Source organism: Streptomyces sp. NPDC002092 (assembly GCF_053593775.1).
Genome location: NZ_JBSFDG010000020.1, coordinates 1 through 23,861 on the forward strand (window position 1 = coordinate 1; position 23,861 = coordinate 23,861).

General features: G+C 67.6%; 20 protein-coding genes. 11 read left to right on the top strand and 9 right to left on the bottom strand.

Translation table 11 applies throughout. The features are described 5' to 3' along the window. Positions 1-307: 307 nt before the first annotated feature. Complete coding sequence (locus ACWCRD_RS36255; RefSeq protein WP_450969967.1) at positions 308-994, bottom strand: MAE_28990/MAE_18760 family HEPN-like nuclease; 687 nt, start codon at positions 992-994, stop codon at positions 308-310. Continuing rightward, complete coding sequence (locus ACWCRD_RS36260) at positions 994-2,148, bottom strand: DUF262 domain-containing protein (RefSeq protein WP_450969968.1); 1,155 nt, start codon at positions 2,146-2,148, stop codon at positions 994-996. Before ACWCRD_RS36260 ends, ACWCRD_RS36255 begins: the two co-directional genes overlap by 1 nt. A 511-nt stretch (positions 2,149-2,659) precedes the next feature. Between ACWCRD_RS36260 and ACWCRD_RS36265 the strand changes: the two genes are divergently transcribed. Continuing rightward, positions 2,660-3,757, top strand: a complete 1,098-nt coding sequence (locus ACWCRD_RS36265; protein WP_450969969.1) for a hypothetical protein — start codon at positions 2,660-2,662, stop codon at positions 3,755-3,757. Positions 3,758-4,226: 469 nt separating this feature from the next. On the opposite strand, the gene ACWCRD_RS36270 is transcribed toward ACWCRD_RS36265, so the two are convergent. Both ACWCRD_RS36270 and ACWCRD_RS36275 read right to left on the bottom strand, forming a co-directional pair. Next, entirely contained in the window at positions 4,227-4,661 is a 435-nt protein-coding gene (locus ACWCRD_RS36270; RefSeq protein ID WP_450969970.1) for an NUDIX domain-containing protein, read from the bottom strand. An 899-nt stretch (positions 4,662-5,560) separates the two neighbouring features. Beyond that, entirely contained in the window at positions 5,561-5,863 is a 303-nt protein-coding gene (locus ACWCRD_RS36275; RefSeq protein WP_450969971.1) for a hypothetical protein, read from the bottom strand. Positions 5,864-8,266: 2,403 nt separating this feature from the next. Between ACWCRD_RS36275 and ACWCRD_RS36280 the strand changes: the two genes are divergently transcribed. Further along, the gene (locus ACWCRD_RS36280) at positions 8,267-9,040 is read left to right on the top strand and encodes a hypothetical protein (RefSeq protein ID WP_450969972.1); all 774 of its coding nucleotides are present in this window, start codon (positions 8,267-8,269) and stop codon (positions 9,038-9,040) included. Between the two features lie 173 nt (positions 9,041-9,213). Here ACWCRD_RS36280 and ACWCRD_RS36285 read toward each other — a convergent pair whose 3' ends face one another. Next, the gene (locus ACWCRD_RS36285) at positions 9,214-9,462 is read right to left on the bottom strand and encodes a hypothetical protein (protein WP_344403306.1); all 249 of its coding nucleotides are present in this window, start codon (positions 9,460-9,462) and stop codon (positions 9,214-9,216) included. A gap of 504 nt (positions 9,463-9,966) precedes the next feature. Then, positions 9,967-10,443, bottom strand: coding sequence for a MarR family winged helix-turn-helix transcriptional regulator (locus ACWCRD_RS36290; protein WP_450969973.1), 477 nt, complete (start codon positions 10,441-10,443; stop codon positions 9,967-9,969). Between the two features lie 127 nt (positions 10,444-10,570). Between ACWCRD_RS36290 and ACWCRD_RS36295 the strand changes: the two genes are divergently transcribed. Further along, positions 10,571-10,963, top strand: coding sequence for an HGxxPAAW family protein (locus tag ACWCRD_RS36295; protein ID WP_450969974.1), 393 nt, complete (start codon positions 10,571-10,573; stop codon positions 10,961-10,963). An 80-nt stretch (positions 10,964-11,043) separates the two neighbouring features. Beyond that, a complete protein-coding gene (locus ACWCRD_RS36300; protein ID WP_450969975.1) occupies positions 11,044-11,928 on the top strand; it encodes a DUF2797 domain-containing protein in 885 nt (294 codons plus the stop codon). A gap of 229 nt (positions 11,929-12,157) precedes the next feature. On the opposite strand, the gene ACWCRD_RS36305 is transcribed toward ACWCRD_RS36300, so the two are convergent. Beyond that, a complete protein-coding gene (locus ACWCRD_RS36305; protein ID WP_450969976.1) occupies positions 12,158-12,346 on the bottom strand; it encodes a hypothetical protein in 189 nt (62 codons plus the stop codon). 565 nt (positions 12,347-12,911) lie between these two features. Here ACWCRD_RS36305 and ACWCRD_RS36310 point away from each other — a divergent pair. The 7 genes from ACWCRD_RS36310 (at position 12,912) to ACWCRD_RS36340 (ending at position 22,372) form a co-directional block, all read left to right on the top strand. Further along, positions 12,912-13,787 (top strand): amidohydrolase family protein, encoded by an 876-nt coding sequence (locus ACWCRD_RS36310; protein WP_450969977.1) that lies wholly within the window; start codon positions 12,912-12,914, stop codon positions 13,785-13,787. 129 nt (positions 13,788-13,916) lie between these two features. Then, positions 13,917-14,657: a response regulator transcription factor gene (locus ACWCRD_RS36315; RefSeq protein ID WP_450969978.1), complete on the top strand. Its 741-nt coding sequence runs from the start codon at positions 13,917-13,919 to the stop codon at positions 14,655-14,657. Beyond that, positions 14,654-16,279, top strand: a complete 1,626-nt coding sequence (locus ACWCRD_RS36320) for a HAMP domain-containing sensor histidine kinase (protein ID WP_450969979.1) — start codon at positions 14,654-14,656, stop codon at positions 16,277-16,279. Before ACWCRD_RS36315 ends, ACWCRD_RS36320 begins: the two co-directional genes overlap by 4 nt. Before the next feature lie 14 nt (positions 16,280-16,293). Next, positions 16,294-17,784 (top strand): glycosyltransferase, encoded by a 1,491-nt coding sequence (locus ACWCRD_RS36325; protein WP_450969980.1) that lies wholly within the window; start codon positions 16,294-16,296, stop codon positions 17,782-17,784. Between the two features lie 2 nt (positions 17,785-17,786). Beyond that, entirely contained in the window at positions 17,787-20,009 is a 2,223-nt protein-coding gene (locus ACWCRD_RS36330) for a glycosyltransferase family 39 protein (protein WP_450969981.1), read from the top strand. Positions 20,010-20,064: 55 nt separating this feature from the next. Then, positions 20,065-21,477 carry an MFS transporter gene (locus tag ACWCRD_RS36335; protein ID WP_450969982.1) on the top strand — a complete coding sequence of 471 codons (1,413 nt, stop codon included), beginning with the start codon at positions 20,065-20,067 and terminating at the stop codon, positions 21,475-21,477. A 139-nt stretch (positions 21,478-21,616) separates the two neighbouring features. Further along, positions 21,617-22,372 carry a TetR/AcrR family transcriptional regulator gene (locus ACWCRD_RS36340; protein WP_450969983.1) on the top strand — a complete coding sequence of 252 codons (756 nt, stop codon included), beginning with the start codon at positions 21,617-21,619 and terminating at the stop codon, positions 22,370-22,372. Positions 22,373-22,376: 4 nt separating this feature from the next. On the opposite strand, the gene ACWCRD_RS36345 is transcribed toward ACWCRD_RS36340, so the two are convergent. Both ACWCRD_RS36345 and ACWCRD_RS36350 read right to left on the bottom strand, forming a co-directional pair. Next, positions 22,377-22,847, bottom strand: coding sequence for a PPOX class F420-dependent oxidoreductase (locus ACWCRD_RS36345; protein ID WP_450969984.1), 471 nt, complete (start codon positions 22,845-22,847; stop codon positions 22,377-22,379). A gap of 60 nt (positions 22,848-22,907) precedes the next feature. Next, positions 22,908-23,729: a YceI family protein gene (locus ACWCRD_RS36350; protein ID WP_450969985.1), complete on the bottom strand. Its 822-nt coding sequence runs from the start codon at positions 23,727-23,729 to the stop codon at positions 22,908-22,910. Positions 23,730-23,861: the final 132 nt, after the last annotated feature.

Consider the following 23,861-nt stretch of genomic DNA (forward strand, 5'->3'; position numbering starts at 1 on the left):
ACGACACTCGGGCCGCTGGCCTGCCCACGCTCAGCCGCAGAACGCCTGATGGTCCACCAACTCCGTCGGCGGACCATCACGAAAGTTCGAGGCTAATGCCAGAGAGGGAGTACGCCGTGGCTGGGGCGGTCGGCTCCGCGGCTTTACGGAGCCACTTTGGCGCGAGCCTCGCAGATCATGGCCCCAACGTCGTGCTTTACCGGGCAGGTCCACAGACTGCCCGACGCGCCGGAAGCTTACGGGGCCATGATCACTCGCGCCAAAGCAGCGCCACCCCAAAGCCGCTCCGCCGACCTATCGCTTCTCGCTAACGCTTGTAAAGCTCATCCCTTACCGCCTGATAAATCATTCGCGTAAGGGAGTCGCAAAGATCCCGGACTCGCCCCTCGAGCTTGACATAGGTTGGGTCGCTCTTGAGATTTACATTTTCCCCGTGAGCGATACCATTGCGCAATTTCAACAGACCGTCTAGCGCACTGGTAAATTTGTGTATGTCGCTGTCATCAAGGGCCAGAAGGGCCATGTTCCTGCGAAGAACGGATGAAGAAAGGTTGGAGTCCGAAGACGTAACTTTCTCCACGTCAAGCAATACCGTCTTCTTTTGTAGCTGGAACATGTCAGCCACAAACTCGGCATCCTTGAGGACTTGCCTCATGCGATTTCCCGAAGGATCATGCGGGTCCGCCACTCCGGATGCCCTGTAGACCTTGAACCGATCCAACAAGCATGCAGCCGCCAGAGGGTTCTTGACTTTCTCAACGGGAAGCTTCGCCTTGTTTACGACATCCGCATATTGCTCAAACGCGAATTTGGCGAACCCTTCCACGTGAGCATAAAGAAGGACCAATAGCGCTCTCCGCAATGCATTCTTCACTTCATCACGGTCAGCAGCATCGGACGACTGAAGGTTTCTCAACCTTCGGACCTCGTCCCATCTCCATGAAACTTCGCGCTCGAGCGCAGAGCGAACCGCTAGCGCTTCGGCGTCAGCCATTATGCGACAACCTCGCGCAATTGCTCAGAGAAGAACTTCACACGCTGCCTGAATGCAGGCCCGGTATTCTTTCCTCCCCCTGTATGGTTGCGCACCTCAGGATTCTTCTTAATTCGACTGATCGCTTCTCCCAGCCGCTCCATCTGCTCCGAGTCGTCTGGGTTCAAATCATTCAAGATTCCCTGGATGCCAAGGGCGAATCCTTCGAAGTGATAGACGGCGAACTGCCCACGGATGTTGCCCCGCACGTCGACAGCACCGAAGATACGCTGCCCAATTGCATCCGCCTTCTCTGCGCCAACCCGAAGGCACTTAAATGCCTTGACAAAATTGGCGACATCCTTCTCGGGGTCGAATACTTCGGGGGCAGGACCTTCAGGGTCCGACGCAGCCTCCATATACTCTGTCAGGAAGTCGCCGACTTCATGCTTATATTTGGTGGCCCAATTTCGGAACGCAAAGAATCGCAATACCAGTTCCTGATCATATTTCTTCTCGATCGGACCATCGCCGACCGTACTGATGCAGTACCGAAAATCGTCGTTCTTCGCACACTCCATCAGGGTGTTATTGAACTGAGGGCTAAGGAGCCGGATCGTACAATTGCGGATTTCTTGCGGCTCCAGGGACTCTCCACCAGAATTCAGCCTCTTGAACATATAGTAGCGGAGGCGGTGATCGTTTTCTTTGCGGAGGATTTCGGCCCGAATGAAATTCCTCTTCAGGCGCCGAACTAGCGACACAGGCAAAGACTCGTAGGTGTGGCCATTAAGCTCAGGGACAATATCGCAGTCCTCGAGTTCCAGGGCACGCTGAAGCTCGCCATCGATCGTCAACTTTCCGCGAAAGTTGAGATATGATGAGATTCGCTGCAATCCATCGATTAGCTCATAAACATTCTCTTCCGTCTCCATTAGAAAAATGGGAGGAACCGGAAGTTCAAGGATGAGAGTCTCGATGAATCGCGATTGCGCTCCCTCGGTCCATCGAAAGAGTCGCTGATATTCCGGCTGAATGATCAACTCGCCGGTTTCATACATGTCTGCAAGTTCGTTAAAGGAGAGATCTAGTTGTCGAGTCCTGACCGACGAGACGTTCCGGTCGACAGAGTCAATAAGGGCGACCTCGTCTGCCAAAATCCTGGACTGTGACATTCAGTTCTCCTATAAGTACCGACGTGGCGGCCCTCCTTGCTGCCGTATGCAAACGGAGGTAGGAAGCCACTGCACATACATAGATCGTAGCGATCCCATCGCCAGGTGGCGCCAAGATGTGGGTAGCCGTCTCACGGTCTTCACCAGTGCGGAACGGTGATCAGCCGCACCGCGGACGTAGACGCCTGGGACGAGGCAACAGGCGCGGCTCCTCGTCAACCCCATTCAGGCATGCGGCGCAGATGACGGCTGCTCAGACCATCTCGAAGACGGAGGGCCGTGCCAGACCCATGCCAGATCGTGCGGGGAGCCGCGGGGAACACCGGGTAATCAGCCGAGCGCCCACGAGGCGCCGAGTCCGCTCCGCCACAGGCCAGCACCGGAGCGACCCCTGGATACGCTGAGCTTCCTAAGCTCATGCCCCCGGCTGGTACAGGGGTCTCCCCGCTCCTCCAGTCGTAGGCTTATGTCTGGGCTCCTGGAGGAGGCGGGCATGGGCTTTGGTAGGCGTGTGGTCCGCAAGTCGGTGCGCAAGGCGACGCCTCGGTCTGTGCGCCATGCGATGCATCCCGCGCGGACGGTCAAGAACGCGGTGACTCCCCGGCCGGTCAAACAGTTGAGCCGCGCCAAGTATGTCGTCACCAATCCGATCGGGGCAGCCGAGAACAAGATCATCGATGCGGCCCTTGGAAGCGGGGGACGGCATACTCCGGGGACAGGTCGCCCGTCCTCCCTTGGGACTCAGGCGCCTGACGCGAGCGGGAACATGGTCGGCAGTGGAGTACGTGCGACCGAGGCGGCTACCTCATTGGAGCAGCTGAGTCAGCTTATGGCCGTCGGGCATCAACAGTTCAACGACGCTCGGCGCCCGCTGATCCCTGAGCCTGCGTCCGTTGATCCGAAACCGTTCGTGGAGTCGGAATGGGCGCGCCGCAAGATCGAAGCACGATGGTGGCAGCGCAGCCGACGACAGCAGATCCGTAAGCAGGCGCGCGACTACGGTGAAAGCCAAGCCGCCGACGTTTTCACCCGCGCCCAGCGCGATCAACAGGAACGGCAGAGCGCCGCCGACGCCTGGTGGGGCGACCTCTGTCGCGGTGAACGTTCTGTTGTCACGATGGCTCTCATTGATGCCTTCCGCGATAGCCCGTCACCGGTCGAGGTGAGGGACGCGTGCGGTTCCGTGGCAATAATCGCCGTTGTGCTCCCGGGATCAAAAGTGCTCCCCGAAAAGATGGCGCATACCACCCCCACCGGCAGACTGTCGGCCAAGGCGTGGCCAAAGACCGAGTTCAACCAGGTGTACGCCGAACTGTTGGGTACGCATCTTCTGGCGACAATCCGTAGGGTCTGGGCTGCAGCGCCCTCACTCTCGGATCTGCGGATCATAGGCCTGCGTGCGGGGGCCGACGCCCGCCGGGAGGCGCTCTTCGACGTTGAGGTTTCCCGAGCCAGCGGCGAATGGAGCAACGACAACTGGGGCGCTTCGGTCCTGGAGCAGGCAAGGTACGGGCTCAATCGTGTGGGCAGGAGCCGAGAGGTCCGAGCGTGGTCGGAGAGTGATCTGTCCCCTGATGTTGTTCCCCTGCTGAGGTCCGTCGGTGGCTGAATCGTGGTGTTTGTAAGCACGTGAGTCGGCCCAAGACGCTGAGCGATGCCTTCGTTGTCAGCCGCTCGTCTCCGGGCCCCAGCGCTCGGGCCCCACGCCGCGCCAGTCGATCATTTGGCCAGCAGGATCCCGGTGGGCGTGAAAATCGGTGGGTGGCCGTCCGGCGGACGTCGAGGAAACTTGGTGCGATCCGAGCCTGTGTCTCAGTAGGACGGCGGGGGTCCATCGTCAGGCACCCGGATGTGTTGCTTCGAGCACGTGAATCAGTTCCTTCAGCCTGCCGGACCCCCGTAGGCCGGTCACGCGCCCACAGCCGTGAACGAGAAGGGGGTGCCGGGGGGATGGACGTGATCCACGAACGCTGCGCGGGGATCGACATCAGCAAGGTGGACGTGAAGGAGACGATCCGCGTACCCGATGCGGGAGTACGGGGCGCCTCTGTGAGACCGCCGAGTGGCGGCGCCACTTTTCAGGTACCCCAATATTCGGCGTGGTCCCGTAGGTGCTTGGCGAGTTCGGGCGGATGAAGTTCGAGCGCTCTCACGGCTGACGCGTCCAACGCGACTCGTACCGGCGAGAAGTCGCCTATGTCGGGATCGTCGAGCTCGGGCCCGCTGCGGCGGTTTAGATCCATGTCCAGCACGTCAGCGCGAAAGTAGTGCTGTACGACGGTGACCTTTTCGCCCGGTTCGGTCAAGGTCAGGAACTCGGTCGCAGGGCCGATCGTGGCGCCGATCTCTTCCATCACTTCACGGCGTAGAGCCGCTTCAAAGTCGGCGTCCTCAGCTTCGACGCCCCCACCGACGGTCGTGTAATAGGGGGCGCCGCCCGTCCATCCTCGGCGCAGGAACACCAGCTGACCGCCATCGAGCAGAATCGCACGCACATTGTGACGGACCTTCATGTGCGCGACGATAGTGCGCCCACCTCAGCGATGAGGCCCGAACCGAGCAGACCGGAACGGGGATGGGCCCGGCGCACCACTACCGAACCAGAACGAGCGGGGAGAAACGGGGAACCACGGTGAAAGCAGCCGAGCCCGCCCCCTACCCTTCACCCAGGTCAGCGCCCAGACCGGCCCCAAGTGATCGCGGCTTCCCAAGCTCAGAGCTCTGGTCACCGAATACACGGTGACCACCGAACACGTCGTTCTGTACCTTGCCCTCATGACCGACAGCCGAAGGAGCAATGCCGCGTAGGCGCCCCTCATCCCTGCGGGGTGACCGTCCTACCCGCCGGCCGAGGCAGCGACGGTACCCGTTCATTGACCGCCTCTCAGGATCTTGCACAGCTGACCTGTGCCGACTTGCGCGGACCCGCTTCTGGCCCGAAGCCACGGAAGAAGCGTTCTGGCACTGGAAGGCCCTGGCCCACGGCCCTCTCAGACAACTCGCGGATCCACTCGTGGGTCCCGACTGCGGAATCCTCGAGTGCGGGTGCTACGGCGTCGACTTCCGCGGCCACCTCGAAGCCGTACTTCACGCCCTGCCGAGGAAGAGCGCGCGTGAGCTACGTGCCCTCGTATGGGCCCTCGACAGGAAGATCCTGGCAAGAGCCAAGGTCATCCCGGCTGACAGCCCGGACGTGCCATGGTGGCGAGGTCGGGCCTAGTACCATGCCTGGCCGTCTCAGTTTCCGTCTCATTCAGCACCGTTCACGGCCGTTCAGGCGGGACCCGCAGCCCTCCCAGCACCGGCGGCCAACCGCCCATGAACCCAGGTGAACGCCCCCGCACACACCCCAACACCCCACCACCACAGTTGGAAAGCGTGAGGGCGCAGGAGCACGGTGGCTGCTGGACTCCTACCCCTGGACGGGAAGATCCGGATGGCTGGCCAGAAAGATCATGTAGGCGATCGCCGCTGTTGCTCCCAGGAGGGACAACACGCCACCCACTATGGCCCGCGGCCTGCTCGCCCGGCCCGCCCTTGATGCCCGGTACTCGATCCAGGCCCGCACGAGGCCGATGAGGGCCACGGGTAGCGCGATGAAGCAGACCAGTACCCAGAACGGGCAGCAGAGCCAGCACGCCGTGGACGTCCCACCGAACCAGATGGCGAGTGCTGACCTCTCTCGTGTCTCGTCCGGTGCGCCGACAGAAGCCATGGGCCGATCCAAGCAGGCCACGTGTGGTTGTTGCGCAGCAGGGGGAGCCCGACCTGGCAGGGCACCGAAGCGGACGCGCACCACAAGCGCACACCATCGTGCAGCAGCCCCTGCTGCTCACCGCGAGTTCGCGATGCTCGGTCCGTCGCGGGTGAGCCCGGCGAGTCCCGGCCAGCGCCAGCGGGTGAATCACGACGGGGTAGCTCTTCTGAGTAGTTCACCCCACCTGCAATCCGGCTGTCCTACGGTGGCCGTTACGCGTAGCAAGCAGGGGGGACCGTGAGCACACCACCACCGCCACAGAGACCGCCGCGCCCGGATGAGGTTCTCGCGTTCCATAACGGCGACACGCTTGAGAACATCCCCGTCATCCGTGACGTCCCACCCCAGCGCTTCCCCTGGAAGGCAACACTGGCTGGTGGAGTCGTGGTGATCATCATCGGCGTGTGCGCAGCTCTGATACTTCGCCACCCAACGGGTAACGCTCCCGCCAGGGACGTCGCAGCACGTGGTCACGCAACACACAGCGCCTCAGGAGCTGAACGGGCGAAGGCGGTTGTCTCCTCGCCGTCCGCAACGCCGTCCACCTCTGCGAGTGCGGCACCGTCTCCCTCGGCGACCGAGGCACATTCATGCATTCAGGCGCAGTACAAGACGCCGAACGGACCAACCAGCTGTGAACCGAAGACCGACATATGTACTCCAGGGGCACCCTGGTACGTCGTTGGTATTGAGGCGCTCTGCGGCGGACCCCCGGCCCTTCAAACCGTTCACGTCATCTCGGAGCCGGCGACCGGCGGAGACCCCAGCTCCAGCTACTGCCTCGCCTGGACAGGCAGCAGCGATGGCACTGGGAGGGATGCCACCCTCCTCATGAACGCGCCGGGGTACCAGTGCGGGGCCGACCTGGTGGGTACCGACGGCCAGGCGATCCAGCCGGACGGCACGTCTGTCTTCTATGACAGTCCCCCAGACTGCGCAGAGTCTTACCCCGAGACCAGGATGACCTATGCGGCCGTTCTGGACTTCCCGAACGATGACGGCGCACGCCCCCCTCAGTACGTGTGTGTTGTGGCGAACGCAGGTGCCTGAGCAACGAGCCTGGGTCAAGCGAGATCAGCTGCAACGAGCGCCCGCTGCTGTACAGCAGCGAAGTACAGCAACCCCAGCAACCGGCAGCGCCCAACAGCAGCTCTCGTAGGGCCCACGGCGACCTGAATGACCCTCAATGGCCGATCTCTGTAGAGCTACGGATCAGAAGGTTGCAGGTTCGAATCCTGCCGAGTGCACACAGATGAGGGGCCCCGGAGAGATCCGGGGCTTCTTGCGTTTGGGGCCGATCGCATCTGACGTGACGGCAACTGGGCTCAGGGCTTCGGCCGGTGACGTCGCGGTACGCCGTACGCCGTCCCACCGCTTTCCCCCGTGCACGGCATGTCAGCCGGGCCGCTACCCCTGGACGGGAAGATCCGGATGGTTGGCCAGAAAGGCCATGTAGGTGATCGCAGCCGTTGCCCCCAGGAGGGACAACACGGCACCCACTACGGCTTTCGGCCTGCTCGCTCGACCCGACATTGCTGCGCGGTACTCGACGCACGCTCGCACGAGACCGACGAGGGCCAGGGGCAGCGCGATGAAGGAGACCAGGATCCAGAAGGGGCAGCAGAGCCAGCACGCCACGGACGCCCCGCCGAGCCAGACCGCGAGCTCTGCGCTCTCTCGTCTTGCGCCCGGTGCGACAACAGTCATGGGCTGATCCAAGCAGAACGCCCGTGGGAGTTGCGGAGCGGGAGAAGCCTTCCCCCTCGGCCGGCGACGGCGGGCCGAGAGTCCCGGCGAGAGTTCCGGGGCTCTTGGCGTTTGCCGCGGCGCGAGTCGGCGGAGTACGGCCGACCGGGACCGCGTTGTCCATGCGGTCCGCCGTCCAGTACGTCACCCCCTGGCTGAGGCTCGGTCCGTCCGAGGGAGCGGGGGAGCCGGTCGGCCGGGAGGTCTTTGCCGATAGCGCCCAGGGCTTGGCCGGAGCCGTCGGCAGTGGAGTGCCGGTCGCGGCGGGACCCCGCCCGGTGCCGAGTGTGCCCGCGCACAGACCTGGCGCGAGGGCCGGAATCCATCTGTATCTGGAACGCGACGAGATGTCTTTCCGTCTTGAGTCCGTCGAATGGTGTGGATGCCGAGCCGAATGATCGGACACAGGTTCGATGATGGACTGGGTCGGCATACCGACCTGCGCGGTGCTGCTCGGCGCGGCGTCACAGACGGGACAGGCCAAAGACGATGGACGGATTCCGTACTGCCGCGTGGGCGGCCCTCCCGCTCCTGCTTCCCCTGCTGGCGGCCGGACCGGCCTCGGGCTCGGGCTCGCAGTCAACGGCATCGCTCACGTACGGAAGTGTCCGGTCGGTGCGGCCTGGCGATCAGCTGACGATCGATGCCAAATACGGCAAGGACGGACGGTACGAGGCTGGATACGGCGACATCATGCGCTCGTCCGTGTTCACCGCGTCAGGCAGGCTGCGCATGGTGAATCCGCTGCTGACCACCGCCGTCACCATCTCCTGCGAGGCCCAGCCCGGTACCTATCCGGTCCTGCTGCACGGCGCGGGAGGCGTGGGCCAGGACGAGCATCCGATCCACTGGGCTCGGGTGCGCGTGGAACCGGCCGCCGAGGCCGCGCGCCGGGCCTGCCACGACAAGGTGAAGAAACTGCCCCGGCCCAATCCGGAGGAACGCTGGGCTGCGGGCGCCCCCTGGCCCCAGTCGGAGTGGGACGTGCGGACCTTCCGGGCCGGCAGCCACATCACGATCACCGGCAGCGACGCCGAGGCATCGGGCGGCGACAGCCTCACCTCCCGCGCCTTCACCGACCGTCCCGTCCTGCGCGACGGCAAAGCCGCCGTGATCGCCACCGCCACCCTCAAGTGCGACGCCGCGCCCGGCCTCTACGTCGTCTACCGGCACGAAGTCGGCCAGACCGGCCCGGCCAAGCCCTGGGCCCGGCTGCGCGTCACCGGCGCCGCCCGGGGCAAGGCCTGCTCCACGGAGCAGACGGCCGCGCATTCCGCCGGCGCATCGCGCCTCGGCGTGGTGGCCTGGACGGTGGGCGGCACCCTCCTTGCCGGCGTGGCGGGGGCGCTGTTCCTGAGGGCCAGGTCCCGCCGCGGGAACTCCGAGTGAATGCCGCGCACGTACGGGAGTTGACACACAGACAAGAGGCCCCGGGGGATCCGGGGCCTCTGGTGTCTGGGGAGTGCGGCGGTCCTGGAGGGCAGACAGCGCTCGGCGCCCGGAGCTGTGCTCCGGGCGCCGAGACCCAAGTCGGTCAGCTACGTGACGCGATCAGTGGCCACCTATTCGCAGGTACTGGAGCCGACGTGGTTGTTCTGGCCGCCCGCGTTGCCCTCGCCGTTGAGCGCATTGCCCAGCAGACCGTTGAGCAGCCCGACCTGGCCGAGGATGTCGACATTCAGGTCGTGGGACCTGCATCCGCCGCCTTCATGCATGAGGTTCGCGGGCTGGGCGGTGGCGGTGCCGGTGCCTATGAGGGTGAAGCTACCGAGGATGGCGGCCGCGACAGCGGCCTTGTGAAGCTTGCGCATGACTCCTCCTTGGGTCGAATGGAGCGCACCATCAAAGATCCACTAAGCGCTCATTTGGGAGGCTAATCCGATATGTCCCGCCGCGCTCTTCGGAGCTGGCATACGGGGTCAATGGCGCGCAACCGGGCGAACCTGGCACCGTCGCTCCGACCCGTGGCGGCCCGAATCCTGTTGGTCCCACACGTATTTGAGGCGCCGAAGGATTTCGGGGCCTCGTGTTCGTCGTGATCTGACACCGACACAGATGGACGAGTTCAAACGGCGGCCGCGAGGCGGTGGAAGGCCTCGGTGGTGCTCGGGTGGGCGATCTCGTCCCGCAGCTGCCGCCACTAGGGATCGGCGAGGGCTGTCCCAGGCGGTGGGCAGCGGGGCGAGCTCGCTCTCCTGAGGTTGCTCCGGGTCCAACGGTGCCGTCGCCTGGTCGCCGCAACCGTGGGGTGGGCAGCCCGTCCTCGCCGAAGTTGCCCGGCGTGGAGCGGGAGGCCGGCCCGCAGCAGGTCCGGCTCAGTCCGTTCGGCAGTGCTCTTCCAGGTACCCGGCCGCCAGGGCGCTCGCGCGGGTGAACCAGTCGGTCAGGACGGCGATTTCATCGGGGGAGTAGTCGGCGAAGAGCTCGTTCAGGCGGGCGTAGTACGGCTCGTAGACCTCGCGGACGCGGGCCTCCGCGTCCGGCAGGGCGGCCACGCGGACCCGGCGGCGGTCCGTCGGGTCGGGGCGGCGGGTGACGTAACCGGCGCGTTCCAGACGGTTGAGGATCCCGGTGACCGCACCCGTGGTGACGTGGGCGCGGGCTGCCAGGTCACCGGCGGTGAGCAGGTTGTCGCCGGCCTCGATGACGTAGGCGAAGCAGGTCAGGTCGGTGACGTTCAGGCCTATCTGCTGGGCCATCTCCTGCTGGCCGATCAGGCTGGTCGCGATGAGGTGGTCCATTGCCGACAGCGCCTGGGCCGGGGTGGCGGTCGGGCGCGGCTTGGCTTGCATTGCGGATTCCCTGATTCCCTTAGGTCGTGAGAGGTTTATAAGCTAAATTCCTTAGGAGGTGAGGGACCTGGGCGCCGTGCTGTCTGGTCGCTGTCCGGATCCCGTTCGTCCTCGGGGAGGCGGGTGCATGAGCGCACACCAGTATGACGAGGGGCACACGGTCGCGGGCTGGACCGGTTTCGCGGTCGCGAGCGCGGGGGCTGCGGTGCTGGGCCTCGGGGTGTGTACGGCATCGGTGATCACACTGGCCGGAGGCCTCGGCATCGTGGTCGCGAGCGCCCTGGTGACCTGGGCACTGCACCTTGCGGGGTGGGGCAAGCCGCCGGGGCGGCGGCCCAGGGAGCAGTGGGGATGGCGGGTACGGGATCTGGCGGCGCGGGAGGGGCATCCCGGGTGCGTCGGCTGCCGGCTGGCCGGGCGCGGGCGGGGAGCGGGTCGTACGGCGGAGTCGTACGGCGCGGTGGCCGCGGCCGACGGCGGGGGGCCGGAGCCTGCCGCCGTCGCTGAGTCAGGGCGCTGAACCGGCTGCACCAAAGTGCCGACCTGCTCGGATTCCTCGTCACGGCCCATTGTCAGTGCCGCCCCCTACTCTCGAAGGCGATGGCACAGGCATGGAAGTGCTCGGGGCTGCGATGGGCGGCAGACGGTCCCGTGCTGGCATGGGACGGCGGGCGGCGCTCGGCGCTGACCTGGGGGAAACGGGTGGCCTTCAGGGTCGCGGACGGGGGTGTACGGACGTGTGTGGGAGCGCGGGGACATGCGTGTCCGGTGCGGGCGGTCGTGCCGGGGCGGAGTACGGGGGCGCGGTGCGAGGAGTGTGCGCGGCTGGACCGGGCGCACTCGGTGGCCGCCGACACGCTCGCGGACGACCCGCGGCGGTACCACGTGTATCTGGCGTGGTTCGGACCCGGCATGGTCAAAGTCGGGATCACCGCCGAAGAGCGGGGCTCCGCCCGGCTGCTTGAGCAGGGGGCGGTGTGCTTCAGCTGGCTGGGGGTGGGGCCGCTGATGGCGGCGCGGCGCACCGAGGAGTTGCTGCGGGCCGCGCTCCAGGTGCCGGACCGGATTCCGTACGCCGAGAAGCGGGCGGTGCGGTCCGGGTTGCCGGTGGCGGCGGCGGAACGGGCGGCAGAGGTCGAGGAGTTGCACGGGCGGGCGCTCGCACTCGACGGCTGGCCGGAGTCACTCGCCCGCGAGCCCTGCCAACCGGTCGATCACGCCGAGGTGTTCGGGCTGGCCGACCTGCCGGCCGCCGTCGGCGAGGTGACCGGGCTCGGCGCGGGCGGAGCGGTGAGCGGGCGGTTGGTTGCGGCGGCCGGGCCGGATCTGCATCTGGTGGCCGGGCGTGACGTCGTTGTGCTGGATACGCGGTTGATGCGGGGGTGGGAGTTGCTTCCTGTCGAGGGACCGGCAGGAGAGGGCGAACTCACCTTTCCGATAAGGGAGTACAAGCGTGCACCCAGCGCGCAGGACGGCTTGTTCTGAGTTGTCAGCACACTTCAATAATCAAGATGAGCAGTGAATGGCAACCCCGACCAACGTCTGGGCTGCTCCGGCTGTAGCAGGCTGCCTCCGGGATCCGGGTCTATGGCGAGCCGGCACCGGCCGCGGGATATTCGTGGAGTGAGTATTGCGCGTTAGGGAGGCAGAGGAGGAAATGACAGGCATAAAGCCCTCCTCCTCTGCCTGTCCCTATCTCACGCGGGGATAGGTGTCATGCACACTGGTTGCCGACGCCGTCGCAGTCGCCATCATCCCCGCCGTGGTGGTAGGCGATCGGGATGGACTGGACCGTTGTGGTCTTTGCGGCGGTGTGAAGGACGGACGGCGCGGCCATCGCGGATCCGGCCGTGGCAGCGAGAGCGAAGCCAAGGGCGGCACCGATCGCGATTATTCGTGACATGGATATCTCCAAGCGTGTGTTTGGGGTGTTGCTTTCTTGTCCATCACTCTGCATACGCCTGCGGCAGGTTTCATCTCGGGCGCGGCCAATCGTGTGACCTCCGCGGAATCGCCCCGCCATGTCTCTGGCGAGCGGGAATACCTGCGCTCCTGCTCCGATTCCCCGACAGTCGCTCTCTGGTAACGCGCGATGGCGTCGCACGGTTCGCGGGCTACGGCCAAGAACGCTGAGTGCAACATCCACAACACAGGCTCCACTGTGGCCCATTGTTCATCCGTCAGATCGCCACGTGCCGCGAACCCGAATCCGCCGGGACTCGGATTCGGCTCGTCAGTTCGCCTCAGGCGAGCGGTGATCCGCTCCAGGTCCCCCGTACCCCTGCAACGGTCTCAGTCGAGAGGGCAGACGATCTTCACCGTGGACACCAGCCTCCGACCAGCGCGAGCCTCTTTTGGTAGGGGCTACTGGACACCCCGTCCCTCTCCGGTCGATCGTGGACGGCATGAACGATCAGCCCGTACCGTCCACCGCCTGGGCGAGCGCAGTTACGGATTCGCGAGGACGTATGCCTGAGGCCGAGGATGTGCGGCGGTTCTGGCAGCGGCTCGGGCTGCCCGGGCTGGTCGATGTGCACACCCACTTCATGCCCGAGCGGGTGCTGCGCAAGGTCTGGGGTTACTTCGACTCACTGGGGCCGCTGACCGGCGGCGTCGAGTGGCCCATCACGTACCGGAAGGAAGAAGCGGAACGGGTCGCGCTGATCAGGGAGTTCGGCGTGCGTCGCTTCACCGCCATGCTCTACCCGCACAAGCCGGGCATGGCGCAGTGGCTCAACAGCTGGGCCGCGGAATTCGCCGGCCGCACTCCGGACTGTCTGCACACTTCGACCCTCTTTCCGGAGGAGGGCGTTGAGGCCTATGTCCAGGAAGCCCTCGACGCCGGAGCGCGGGTCTTCAAGGCGCATGTGCAGGTGGGGGCGTACGACCCGGCGAGTGAACTCCTCGACAGAGTCTGGGGGTTGCTGGCCGAGTCCGGGGTTCCGGTGGTGATGCACTGCGGGTCGGGGCCCGCGCCCGGCAAGCACACCGGGCCGGAGCCGGTCGGGCGGGTGCTGGCCCGGCATCCCCGGCTGCGGCTGATCGTCGCGCACATGGGGATGCCGGAGTACGAGGACTTCCTCGACCTCGCCGAGCGGTACCGGGAGGTGCGGCTGGACACGACGATGGCGTTCACGGACTTCGGCGAGCGGCTCTCGCCGTTCCCGCGGCGGGCGCTGGCACGGCTCGGTGATCTCGGCGACCGGATTCTGCTGGGCAGCGACTTTCCCAACATCCCGTATCCGTACGTTCATCAGCTGCAGGCGCTGGAGCGGCTGGGGTTGGGCGACGCGTGGCTGCGGGCCGTCTGCCATGACAACGGGGCGCGGTTGTTCGGGTTGTGAGAGCCCACGGGCAGGTGCCGGCAGGTCAGGAGCTTCCCAGGGGTTGCCTGAGAGGCGCCTGTGCGTTTCTCAGGGAAATCACAGGTTGCCGAAAGGGTGCTCTCAGAGGGTCCCGACAGTGTGGTCACCATGACCACGACCTCGCCCCAGGGGCGCACCGAACTGCTGAGGCCGGACGGGAGCCCCGTCCGAGTGCTTGTGGTGGACGACGAGATGTCGATCACCGAGCTGCTGTCCATGGCTCTTCGCTATGAGGGATGGCAGATCCGGAGTGCGGGGGATGGCACGGGTGCCATCCAGACCGCGCGGGAGTTCCGGCCCGACGCCGTCGTACTCGACATGATGCTGCCGGACATGGACGGGCTGACGGTGCTCGGGCGGCTGCGCCGTGAGCTGCCTGACGTGCCCGTCCTGTTCCTGACCGCGAAGGACGCCGTCGAGGACCGGATCGCCGGTCTCACCGCCGGCGGCGACGACTACGTCACCAAGCCGTTCAGCCTGGAAGAGGTCGTGGCGCGGCTGCGGGGGCTGATCCGGCGTTCCGGTGCGGCCGACCGGCGTTCGGACTCCGTGCTCGTCGTGGGTGACCTGACGCTGGACGAGGACAGCCACGAGGTCAGCCGTGCCGGGGAGGGCATACACCTGACCGCAACCGAGTTCGAGCTGCTGCGCTTCCTGATGCGCAACCCGCGGCGCGTGCTCAGCAAGGCGCAGATACTCGACCGGGTGTGGTCGTACGACTTCGGTGGACAGGCCAATGTGGTCGAGCTCTACATCTCGTATCTGCGGCGGAAGATCGACGCCGGTCGTGAGCCGATGATCCACACCCGGCGGGGAGCCGGTTACCTGATCAAGCCTGCCGTGTCATGAGCGGACGGCGACGACCGCGTACGCAGAGGCGACGAGCGGGACAGCCGCGCACCCTGCGGGCGCGGCTCGTCGTTGCTTCCGTGGTGCTGATCGCCACCGTGTGTGCGGTGATCGGTACGGTGACGACGCTGGCGCTCAGGCAGCATCTGTACGACCAGTTGGACAAGCAGCTGTTCGAGGCGGTCACGCGTGTGTCGGGCGACTTCGGGCCGCCCGGTGCGGGCAGGGAGGGTGGTGCGCCCGGCCCCGGCGACCAGCAGAGCCAGATCCGCAAGCCGCCCAATCTCGGCGACTTCGTCAAGCACAGCCCGCAGCAGCCCTCCGGAACGCTTGGCACGCTCGCGGCCAAGGTCGTCAAAGGCGCCGTTACCGACGGCAAGGTCGGTAACAAGTCCACGTCCAACTTCGAGATGAGCGCCGAGGACCTCACCGCTGACCAGAAGACCGCCCTGGGCCAGGTCTCCCACGACGGCCGTGCACACACTGTGGACCTTCCGGGGCTCGGCACGTACCGAGTCGAGTACAGGAGCGGCTACTACGTCGGCTTCCCCACAGCCGAAACCGACGGCAACATCAACACCCTGATCCTCGTCGAGGTGAGCGTCACCGCCGCCGGCCTCGGCGCCGCCGTAATCGCCGGCTACGTCCTCGTAGGCGTGGCCACCCGCCCCCTCCGCCGCGTCGCCGCCACCGCGACCCGGGTCTCCGAACTCCCCCTCCACACCGGCGAGGTGAACCTCAGCGAGCGCGTCCCGGAGTCCGAGACCGACCCGCACACCGAGGTCGGGCAGGTCGGGGCCGCGCTCAACCGGATGCTGGACCACGTCCATGCCGCGCTGCACTCGCGGCAGCAGAGTGAGATGCGGGTACGGCAGTTCGTCGCCGACGCCAGCCACGAACTGCGCACTCCCCTGGCCTCCATCCGCGGGTACGCCGAGCTGACCAGGCGCGGCAGGGAGCAGGTCGGCCCCGACACCCGGCACGCCCTCGGCCGTATCGAGTCCGAGGCGGGGCGGATGACGTTGCTCGTCGAGGACCTCCTTCTTCTCGCGCGGCTTGATGCAGGCCGTCCGCTTCAGTTCGAGCAGACCGACCTCATCCCCCTGGCCGTCGACACGGTCAGCGACTCCCGGGCGGCCGGCATGGACCACAACTGGCGGCTCGACCTGCCCGACGAACCGGCGCTCGTGTCCGCGGACGCGGCCCGCATCCAGCAGGTGCTGGTCAATCTGCTCGGCAACGCCCGCAAGCACACCCCGCCCGGTACGACGGTCACGGCACGCGTGCAGCGGCGCGGACCGTGGATGTGCGTGGACGTCGAGGACAACGGGCAGGGAATCCCGGCGGAGCTGCTGCCGCACGTCTTCGAGCGGTTCGCCCGCGGTGACTCCTCGCGCTCTCGTGCCTCTGGGTCGACGGGCCTCGGTCTGGCGATCGTGCAGGCCGTCGCGACCGCGCACGGCGGTGCCGTGACCGTGGACAGCGTTCCCGGACGCACGGTGTTCACCGTGCATCTGCCGGCGCTTGCCCCGGTGGTGCCCCGCCCGGCCCCCGAGACGCGTCGGCAGCCGCACTCACAGGCAGACCACAGTGCCACCACATGGGTGCAACAGGGCACTTGACCAGAGTCGTTCGCATGCGAACCGACTCTTCTCCCGGCACCCTGCCGGCGCGGGAGCACCTCCCGGCCGGCGACGCCGGTACGCCTGTCCTGGACGTAGTGATCCCCGTCTACAACGAGGAGAAGGACCTCCAGCCGTGTGTGCTGAGACTGCACGACCACCTCAAGCGCACGTTCCCGTACGCGTTCCGGATCACGATCGCGGACAACGCGTCGACCGACACCACCCCGCTGGTGGCGGCGCGGCTGGAGACGGAGATCCCCGAGGTCTCCACCTTCCGACTGGAGCAGAAGGGCCGTGGTCGCGCCCTGCGGACCGTGTGGTCCGCCTCCGAGGCGCCGATCCTCGCCTACATGGACGTGGACCTCTCCACCGACCTCAACGCGCTGCTGCCCCTGGTGGCGCCGCTGATCTCCGGCCACTCGGACCTCGCGATCGGCTCCCGGCTGGCCCGCTCCTCCCGCGTGGTGCGCGGGCCCAAGCGGGAGTTCATCAGCCGGGCGTACAACCTGATCCTGCGCGGCTCGCTGCAGGCCCGTTTCTCCGACGCGCAGTGCGGCTTCAAGGCGATCCGGCGTGATGTGGCGCAGGTGCTGCTTCCGCTGGTCGAGGACACCGGCTGGTTCTTCGACACCGAGATGCTGGTCATCGCCGAGCGCGCGGGGCTGCGTATCCACGAAGTGCCGGTCGACTGGGTCGACGACCCCGACTCCACCGTCCACCTCGTGAAGACGGCGACCGAGGACCTCAAGGGCGTGTGGCGGGTGGGCAAGGCCCTGGCCACCGGGTCGCTGCCGCTGGACCGCATCACCCGGCCGTTCGGCGACGACCCGCGCGACCGCGACATCCAGGACGTGCCGAAGGGGCTGGCCCGCCAGCTCGTCGGGTTCTGTGTCGTCGGCGGCCTGTCGACCCTCTTCTATCTCGTCCTCTACAGCCTCTTCCGGCAGTTCGGCGGCTCGCAGGTCGCCAACGCGCTCGCCCTGCTGGTCTCGGCCATCGCCAATACGGCGGCCAACCGGCGCCTCACCTTCGGGGTGCGCGGCAGCGGCGGCGCCGTCCGGCACCAGGCGCAGGGCCTGGTCGTCTTCGGCATCGGCCTCGCGCTGACCAGCGGTTCGCTCGCCGCCCTGAACGCGGCGACGTCCGACCCGGGGCACTCCACCGAGCTGGCGGTCCTCGTCGCCGCCAACCTCGCCGCGACCGTGCTGCGCTTCCTGCTCTTCCGCGCCTGGGTCTTCTCCGACCGGCGGGACAGCGAGCCGTCCACCGTGGTGGCCTCGCACCCGCCGGAGCGCGGCCCGTCCTCGCCGACGTACGCCACGGCCCCCCAGTACGCCCAGCACCCGCAGCCGTACCAGCCGCTCCCGCAGCGTCCCGTCGCGCATCCGAACTCGTACCACACGACCCAGTTCCGCGCCGGTGAAGTCGCGGACCAGCGCTGGGAGGACGCCACCATGCATCTGCAGCCGGTGCGCCCGACCGACACCGAGCCGAGGGACTGACGATGACCACCCACTACGACCGGACGACCCAGCCGGGCCCCTCCGCATGGGGCCCGCCACCGACGGCGACCACGGACGTTCCGGAGCCCGTTGCTCCACCGACCGCCCCGGCTCCCAGGGCCGGTGAACCCGAGCAGCCCTTCGTCCGCAGACTCTGGCGTGGCCGCCCCGAGGATCCTCGCTGGGTACGCCCGGCCTTCTGGGGCCTGCTCCTGGCCACCGGCCTGCTCTACCTCTACAACCTGAGCGCCTCCGGCTACGCCAACTCCTTCTACTCGGCGGCTGTCCAGGCCGGCAGCAAGAGCTGGAAGGCGTTCTTCTTCGGCTCGCTGGACGCGGGCAACGCCATCACCGTCGACAAGCCCCCGGCCTCCCTGTGGCCGATGGAGCTGTCGGTCCGGATCTTCGGCCTCAGCTCCTGGGCGATCCTCGTCCCCGAGGTCCTGATGGGCCTCGCGACGGTCGCCGTCGTCTACGCGTCCGTGCGCCGCCGGTTCAGTCCCGCGGCCGGACTGATCGCGGGCGCGGTGCTCGCGCTCACCCCCGTCGCGGCGCTGATGTTCCGGTTCAACAACCCGGACGCCATGCTGGCGCTGCTGATGTCGGTCGCCTGCTGCTTCGTGGTCCGGGCCCTGGAGGACGGCCGTACGAAGTGGCTGGTGTGGGCCGGTGTCGCGATCGGATTCGCGTTCCTCGGCAAGACGTTGCAGGCCTTCCTGATCCTTCCGGCCCTCGCGATCGTCTACGCGGTCTGCGCGCCGGTGTCGCTGAAGAAGCGCCTCGGGCAGCTGGCCGCGGCGACGGCCGCGCTGGTGGTGGCCGGCGGCTGGTGGGTCGCGATCGTCGAGCTGTGGCCCGCCTCCTCCCGCCCGTACATCGGCGGGTCGCAGGACAACAGCTTCCTTTCGCTGACCTTCGGCTACAACGGCTTCGGGCGCCTGAGCGGCAACGAGACCGGCAGCGTCGGCGGCGGTGGCGGAGGCGGCGGCACCGGCATGTGGGGGGCGACCGGCTGGAACCGGATGTTCAACTCCGAGGTCGGCAGCCAGATCTCCTGGCTGCTGCCGGCCGCGCTGATCCTCTTCGTCGCGGGCCTGGTGGCCACGCGCAAGTACCGGCGGACCTCCGTCACCCGCGCCTCGTTCCTGGTCTGGGGCGGCTCGCTGCTCCTGACCATGGTCGTCTTCAGCTACATGGCGGGCATCTTCCACCAGTACTACACGGTGGCCCTCGCCCCCTACCTCGCCGCCGTGGTCGGCATGGGCTCCGCGCTCCTGTGGGAGAGGCGGCGCGAGACCTGGGCGTCCCTCACCCTCGCGGGCGCGGTCGTGGCGAGCGCCGCCTGGGGCTACGTACTCCTCAACCGCACCTCGGACTATCTGCCCTGGCTGAAGTACCTGGTCCTGGTCGGTGGCCTGGTCGCCGCGCTCGGCCTGATCTTCGCGGGCCGGATCAACCGGCAGCTCGCCCTCGGGGCGGCCGCCGTGGGCATCCTGGCCTCACTGGCCGGCCCGACCGCGTACACCCTGTCCACCGTGAACAGTGCGCACACCGGATCCATCGTCACGGCGGGCCCGGCCGGCGCCAGCATGATGGGCGGCGGCGGTGGCGGCATGCGGGGCGGCTTCGGCGGCGGTGGCATGCCGGGCCGGCAGAACCAGCAGAAGGGCAACGGCAACACCCAGAACGGCAACGGCTTCCCGGGCGGCGGCATGACCGGCAACGGCGGCTTCGGTGGCGGAATGCCGGGCCAGACCCAGCAGAACGGTAACGGCGGCACCCGGAACCAGCAGGGCGGTATGCCCGGCGGCCGGACGGGCGGCGGCCTGGGCGGCGGCGGTGGCGTCGGCGGCCTGCTGAACGGCGCGTCCGTCTCCGCCCAGGCCAAGAAGCTGCTGGAGGCGAACTCGTCCCAGTACACCTGGGTCGCGGCGGCCATCGGCGCGCAGAACGCGGCGAGCTACCAGCTCTCCACCGGCGACCCGGTGATGGCGATCGGCGGCTTCAACGGCACCGACCCGTCCCCGACCCTCGCGCAGTTCAAGAAGTACGTGGCCGACGGCAGGATCCACTACTTCATCTCGTCCGGCACGGGCGGCGGCGGCATGGGCGGCAGCAGCAGCGGTACGTCCTCGCAGATCACCTCGTGGGTCGAGAAGAACTTCAAGAAGGTGACGGCCGGTTCGTCGACCTTCTACGACCTGACGCAGAAGGCGAGCAGCTAGCAGCCGAAGGAAATGTGTTGTACACCGTATAGCGCTCCGCTATACGGTGTATGGCATGTCTACGTCCCCGCAGAGCCGGCCGCAGGGCCACCCCCAACGCTGGCTGATCCTCGGTGTCATCTGTCTCGCCCAGCTCACCGTGCTGCTCGACAACACCGTCCTGAACGTGGCGATCCCCTCCCTCACCAGGGAGTTGGGCGCGGCCACCTCCGACATCCAGTGGATGATCAACGCGTACTCGCTCGTCCAGTCGGGTCTGCTCCTCACCGCGGGCAGCGCGGCCGATCGCTACGGCCGCAAGAAGATGCTGATCGCGGGTCTGGCCCTGTTCGGGGTCGGTTCGCTGACCGCCGGACTGGCGGGCAGCACAGGGCAGTTGATCGCCGCACGGGCCGGCATGGGCGTGGGCGGCGCGCTGCTGCTGACCACGACTCTGGCCGTGGCGATGCAGATCTTCGCGGCCGAGGAGCAGCCGAAGGCCATCGGCATCTGGGCGGCGGTCAACGCGCTCGGTTTCGCGGCGGGGCCGCTGCTCGGCGGGTTCATGCTGAACCACTTCTGGTGGGGAGCGATCTTCCTGGTCAACCTGCCGGTGGTGGCGCTGGGGCTGATGGCGGTCGTGGCCCTGGTCCCGGAGTCCCGGAATCCGCGCGGTGACCGCCCCGACCTCCTCGGCGCACTGCTCTCCACGATCGGCATGGCCGCGCTGGTGTTTGCGATCATCTCCGGGCCGGGGCACGGGTGGACGTCGGGGCGGGTCCTCGGGACGGCGGCGGTCGCCGTCCTGGTCCTGGGTGCCTTCGCGTACTGGGAGACCCGGATCCCGTATCCCATGCTCGACCTGCACTTCTTCAGGGACCGGCGGTTCACGGGTGCGGTCGCCGGTGCGGTGCTGATCACCTTCGGCATGGGCGGGGCGTTGTTCCTGCTCACCCAGCATCTGCAACTCGTGCTGGGTTACGGCCCCTTGGAGGCCGGTCTGCGGACGGCGCCGCTCGCGCTGACGGTCGTCGTACTGAACTTCTCGGGGCTGACGGCGAAGTGGGCTGCCAGGCTGGGTACGCCGGTGTCCATTGCGCTGGGGATGGTGCTGATGGCGGGTGGGCTGGTGTCCATCGCGCTGCTGGACGCCGGGGGTTATGCGGGGACGCTGGTGGGGCTGTTGCTGATCGGTGGGGGGTGTGCGGTCGCCAACCCGGCGATGGCGCACGCCATCATGAGCGCGATTCCTCCGGAGAAGGCGGGGGTGGGGGCCGGGATCAACGGGACGCTCGCGGAGTTCGGGAACGGGCTCGGGGTTGCCGTGCTCGGGGCGGTACTCAGCTCCCGGGTGCCGTCGGCCGGGTTGGCCGCGGGGTTGCAGACGGGGCAGTTGGTGGGAGCGGTGGCGGTACTGCTGGGTGGGTTCGTGGCGGCGGCGTTGCTGCGGCGGGCTGAGCGGGCAGACTCGGGGGTGGTGGTCGCCTAGGACCTGTCCAGGAGCTCGGGTGGCCCGGTGGTCGTGTGCGCCCACGCGGCGGAGCGGCATCGATGCAGTCCCGCGCCCCTTGCGGCGGCTGCCGTCTGGCATCGTGATCAGTGAAACGTAGGTCGAGGAAGGTGCGCCAATGGTGAGGGCAGCCGAGCGGGCGGCGCGGACCAGCGTGTGGCTGGAGGGCAAGGTCCGCCGGGGCGGTCGTGGCGGGCAGCCCTCGGGGCTCGACCGGGACCGGATCACCGAGGTGACCGTCCGCCTGCTCGACGCGGAGGGGCTGGCCAAGTTCTCCATGCGCCGGCTGGCGGCCGAGCTGAACGTCACCGCGATGTCCGTCTACTGGTACGTCGACACCAAGGACGACCTCCTCGAACTCGCCCTGGACGCGGCCTTCGGCGAGATCGCCCTGCCGGAGCCGGACGCCGACGAGGACTGGCGCGACCAGCTGCGCGCACTGGCCAGGGAGTACCGCTCGCTGCTGGTCCGCCACCCCTGGCTGTCGCCGCTGGCCGGTACCTTCCTCAACATCGGCCCGAACAACCTGGCCTTCGCCCGGGCCGTGCAACGCGTCATCCGCCGCACCGGACTGCCCGCGCACGGCCTGGCGGCGGCCATCTCGTCCGTCTTCCAGTTCGTGTACGGCTTCGGCACGATCGAGGGCCACTTCAACGCCCGCAGCGCCGACTTCGGCATGACCGCGGACGAGTACTTCAAGCACGCCCTGACCGCGGTGACGCAGGACCCGCAGGCCGCCGAGGTCGTCAAGGAGTCCGAGGACATCATGGCGGCCCGCGGCGGCGACACCGTGCACGAGATGTGGGAACGGGACTTCGACTTCGCCCTGGACCTGCTGGTGGCGGGCATCGAGGCAATGGTGGCCCGGGGCTGACGCGCTACTCCCCGGACGCCAGCCGTGCCGGGAAGCCGCCGGTGGCCACCGGGCCCCACTTCTCGGGCGTGACCCGGATGATCGACTTGCCCTGCTTGACCATCGCCTCGCGGTACTCGTCCCAGTCCGGGTGCTCACCGGCGATGTTGCGGTAGTACTCGACCAGCGGTTCCACGGACTCCGGTGAGTCGATGACCTCCGCCGTTCCGTCCACCTGGACCCAGGGGCCGTTCCAGTCGTCGCTCAGCACGAGGAGGCTGACGCGTTCGTCCCGCTTGGCGTTGCGGGTCTTGGCCCGTTCGGGGTAGGTGGAGACGACGATCCGCCCCGAGTCGTCGACCCCGCAGGTCAGCGGCGAGGCCTGCGGGCTGCCGTCGGCCCTGCGCGTGAGCAGGATGGCGCGATGGCGGGGGCGTACGAAGTCCAGCAGTTCGTCGAGGGAGACGCGGGTGTTGGTCGCGATGTTCGGTGCCATGGCGCCAGCCTAGGCCCGTGCGGTCCGACAAGCCTGCCCCTGCCGTGCCTACGCCCACGCTCAGACCTGCGGCAGCGACTCCCCCTGCACCGCCTGGATGTCCAGCTCCACCTTCAGGGTCGTGCCGATCGCGGCGATACCCGCCTGGAGCACCTGGTTGTAGTTCATGGCGAAGTCCTCGCGGCGCAGCTCGGTCGTCGCGCGGAACGCGGCGCGCGTGCCGCCCCACGGGTCCGCGCCCGTCCCGAGGTACGCCAGGTCCAGGTCCACCGGCCGTACGACCCCGTGCAGGGTCAGCTCCCCGTGCACGGTCCAGCGGTCCGCGCCCGCGGCCGTGAGACCCGTCGACCGGTACGTGATCTCCGGGTGCTTCTCGACGTCCAGGAAGTCCGGCGAGCGCAGATGGTCGTCGCGCATGCCGTTGCCCGTGTCGATGGACGCGGCCCGGATCACCGCGTCCACGCGCGACTTCTCCACCTCGTCAGGGGCGATCTCGACGCGCCCGGCGAACTCCGTGAACCGCCCGTGCACGCTGGAGATCCCCAGGTGCTGGGCGACCGCGCCCACCGAGGAGTGCGCCGGGTCGATGGTCCACGGCCCGGGCGGCGGCAGCTCGGTGCCGCCCTGCCGGGCCAGCGTCACCGCGCCCAGTTCGGCCCGTCCGCTCGCGGTGACGAGCGCGCTGGAGGCCACCGGCGCATACCCGACGGCCGTGACGATGACGGTGTACGCGCCCGGGGCGAGCTCGGTGGCGTCCCGTACGGCTCCGTCGGCGTCCGCCTCCGCGCGCAGCACCTGCGTGCCGGTCATGTCGGTCACCGTGACGACCGCGTGCGACACGGCCCATCCGTCCCGCGTACGGATCTTCGCGGTCAGGCCCATCTTGACTCCCTGTTTCTCCCGGCAGCGCAACTGCTCGTGGAGCTGGTCGTGAAACTGGTCGTAAAGAGACCGGCCCGTGGCGCCGGGCGCGCACCTCCGCTCAGAGCGCGCACGCCGTCCGCCACGGGCCGG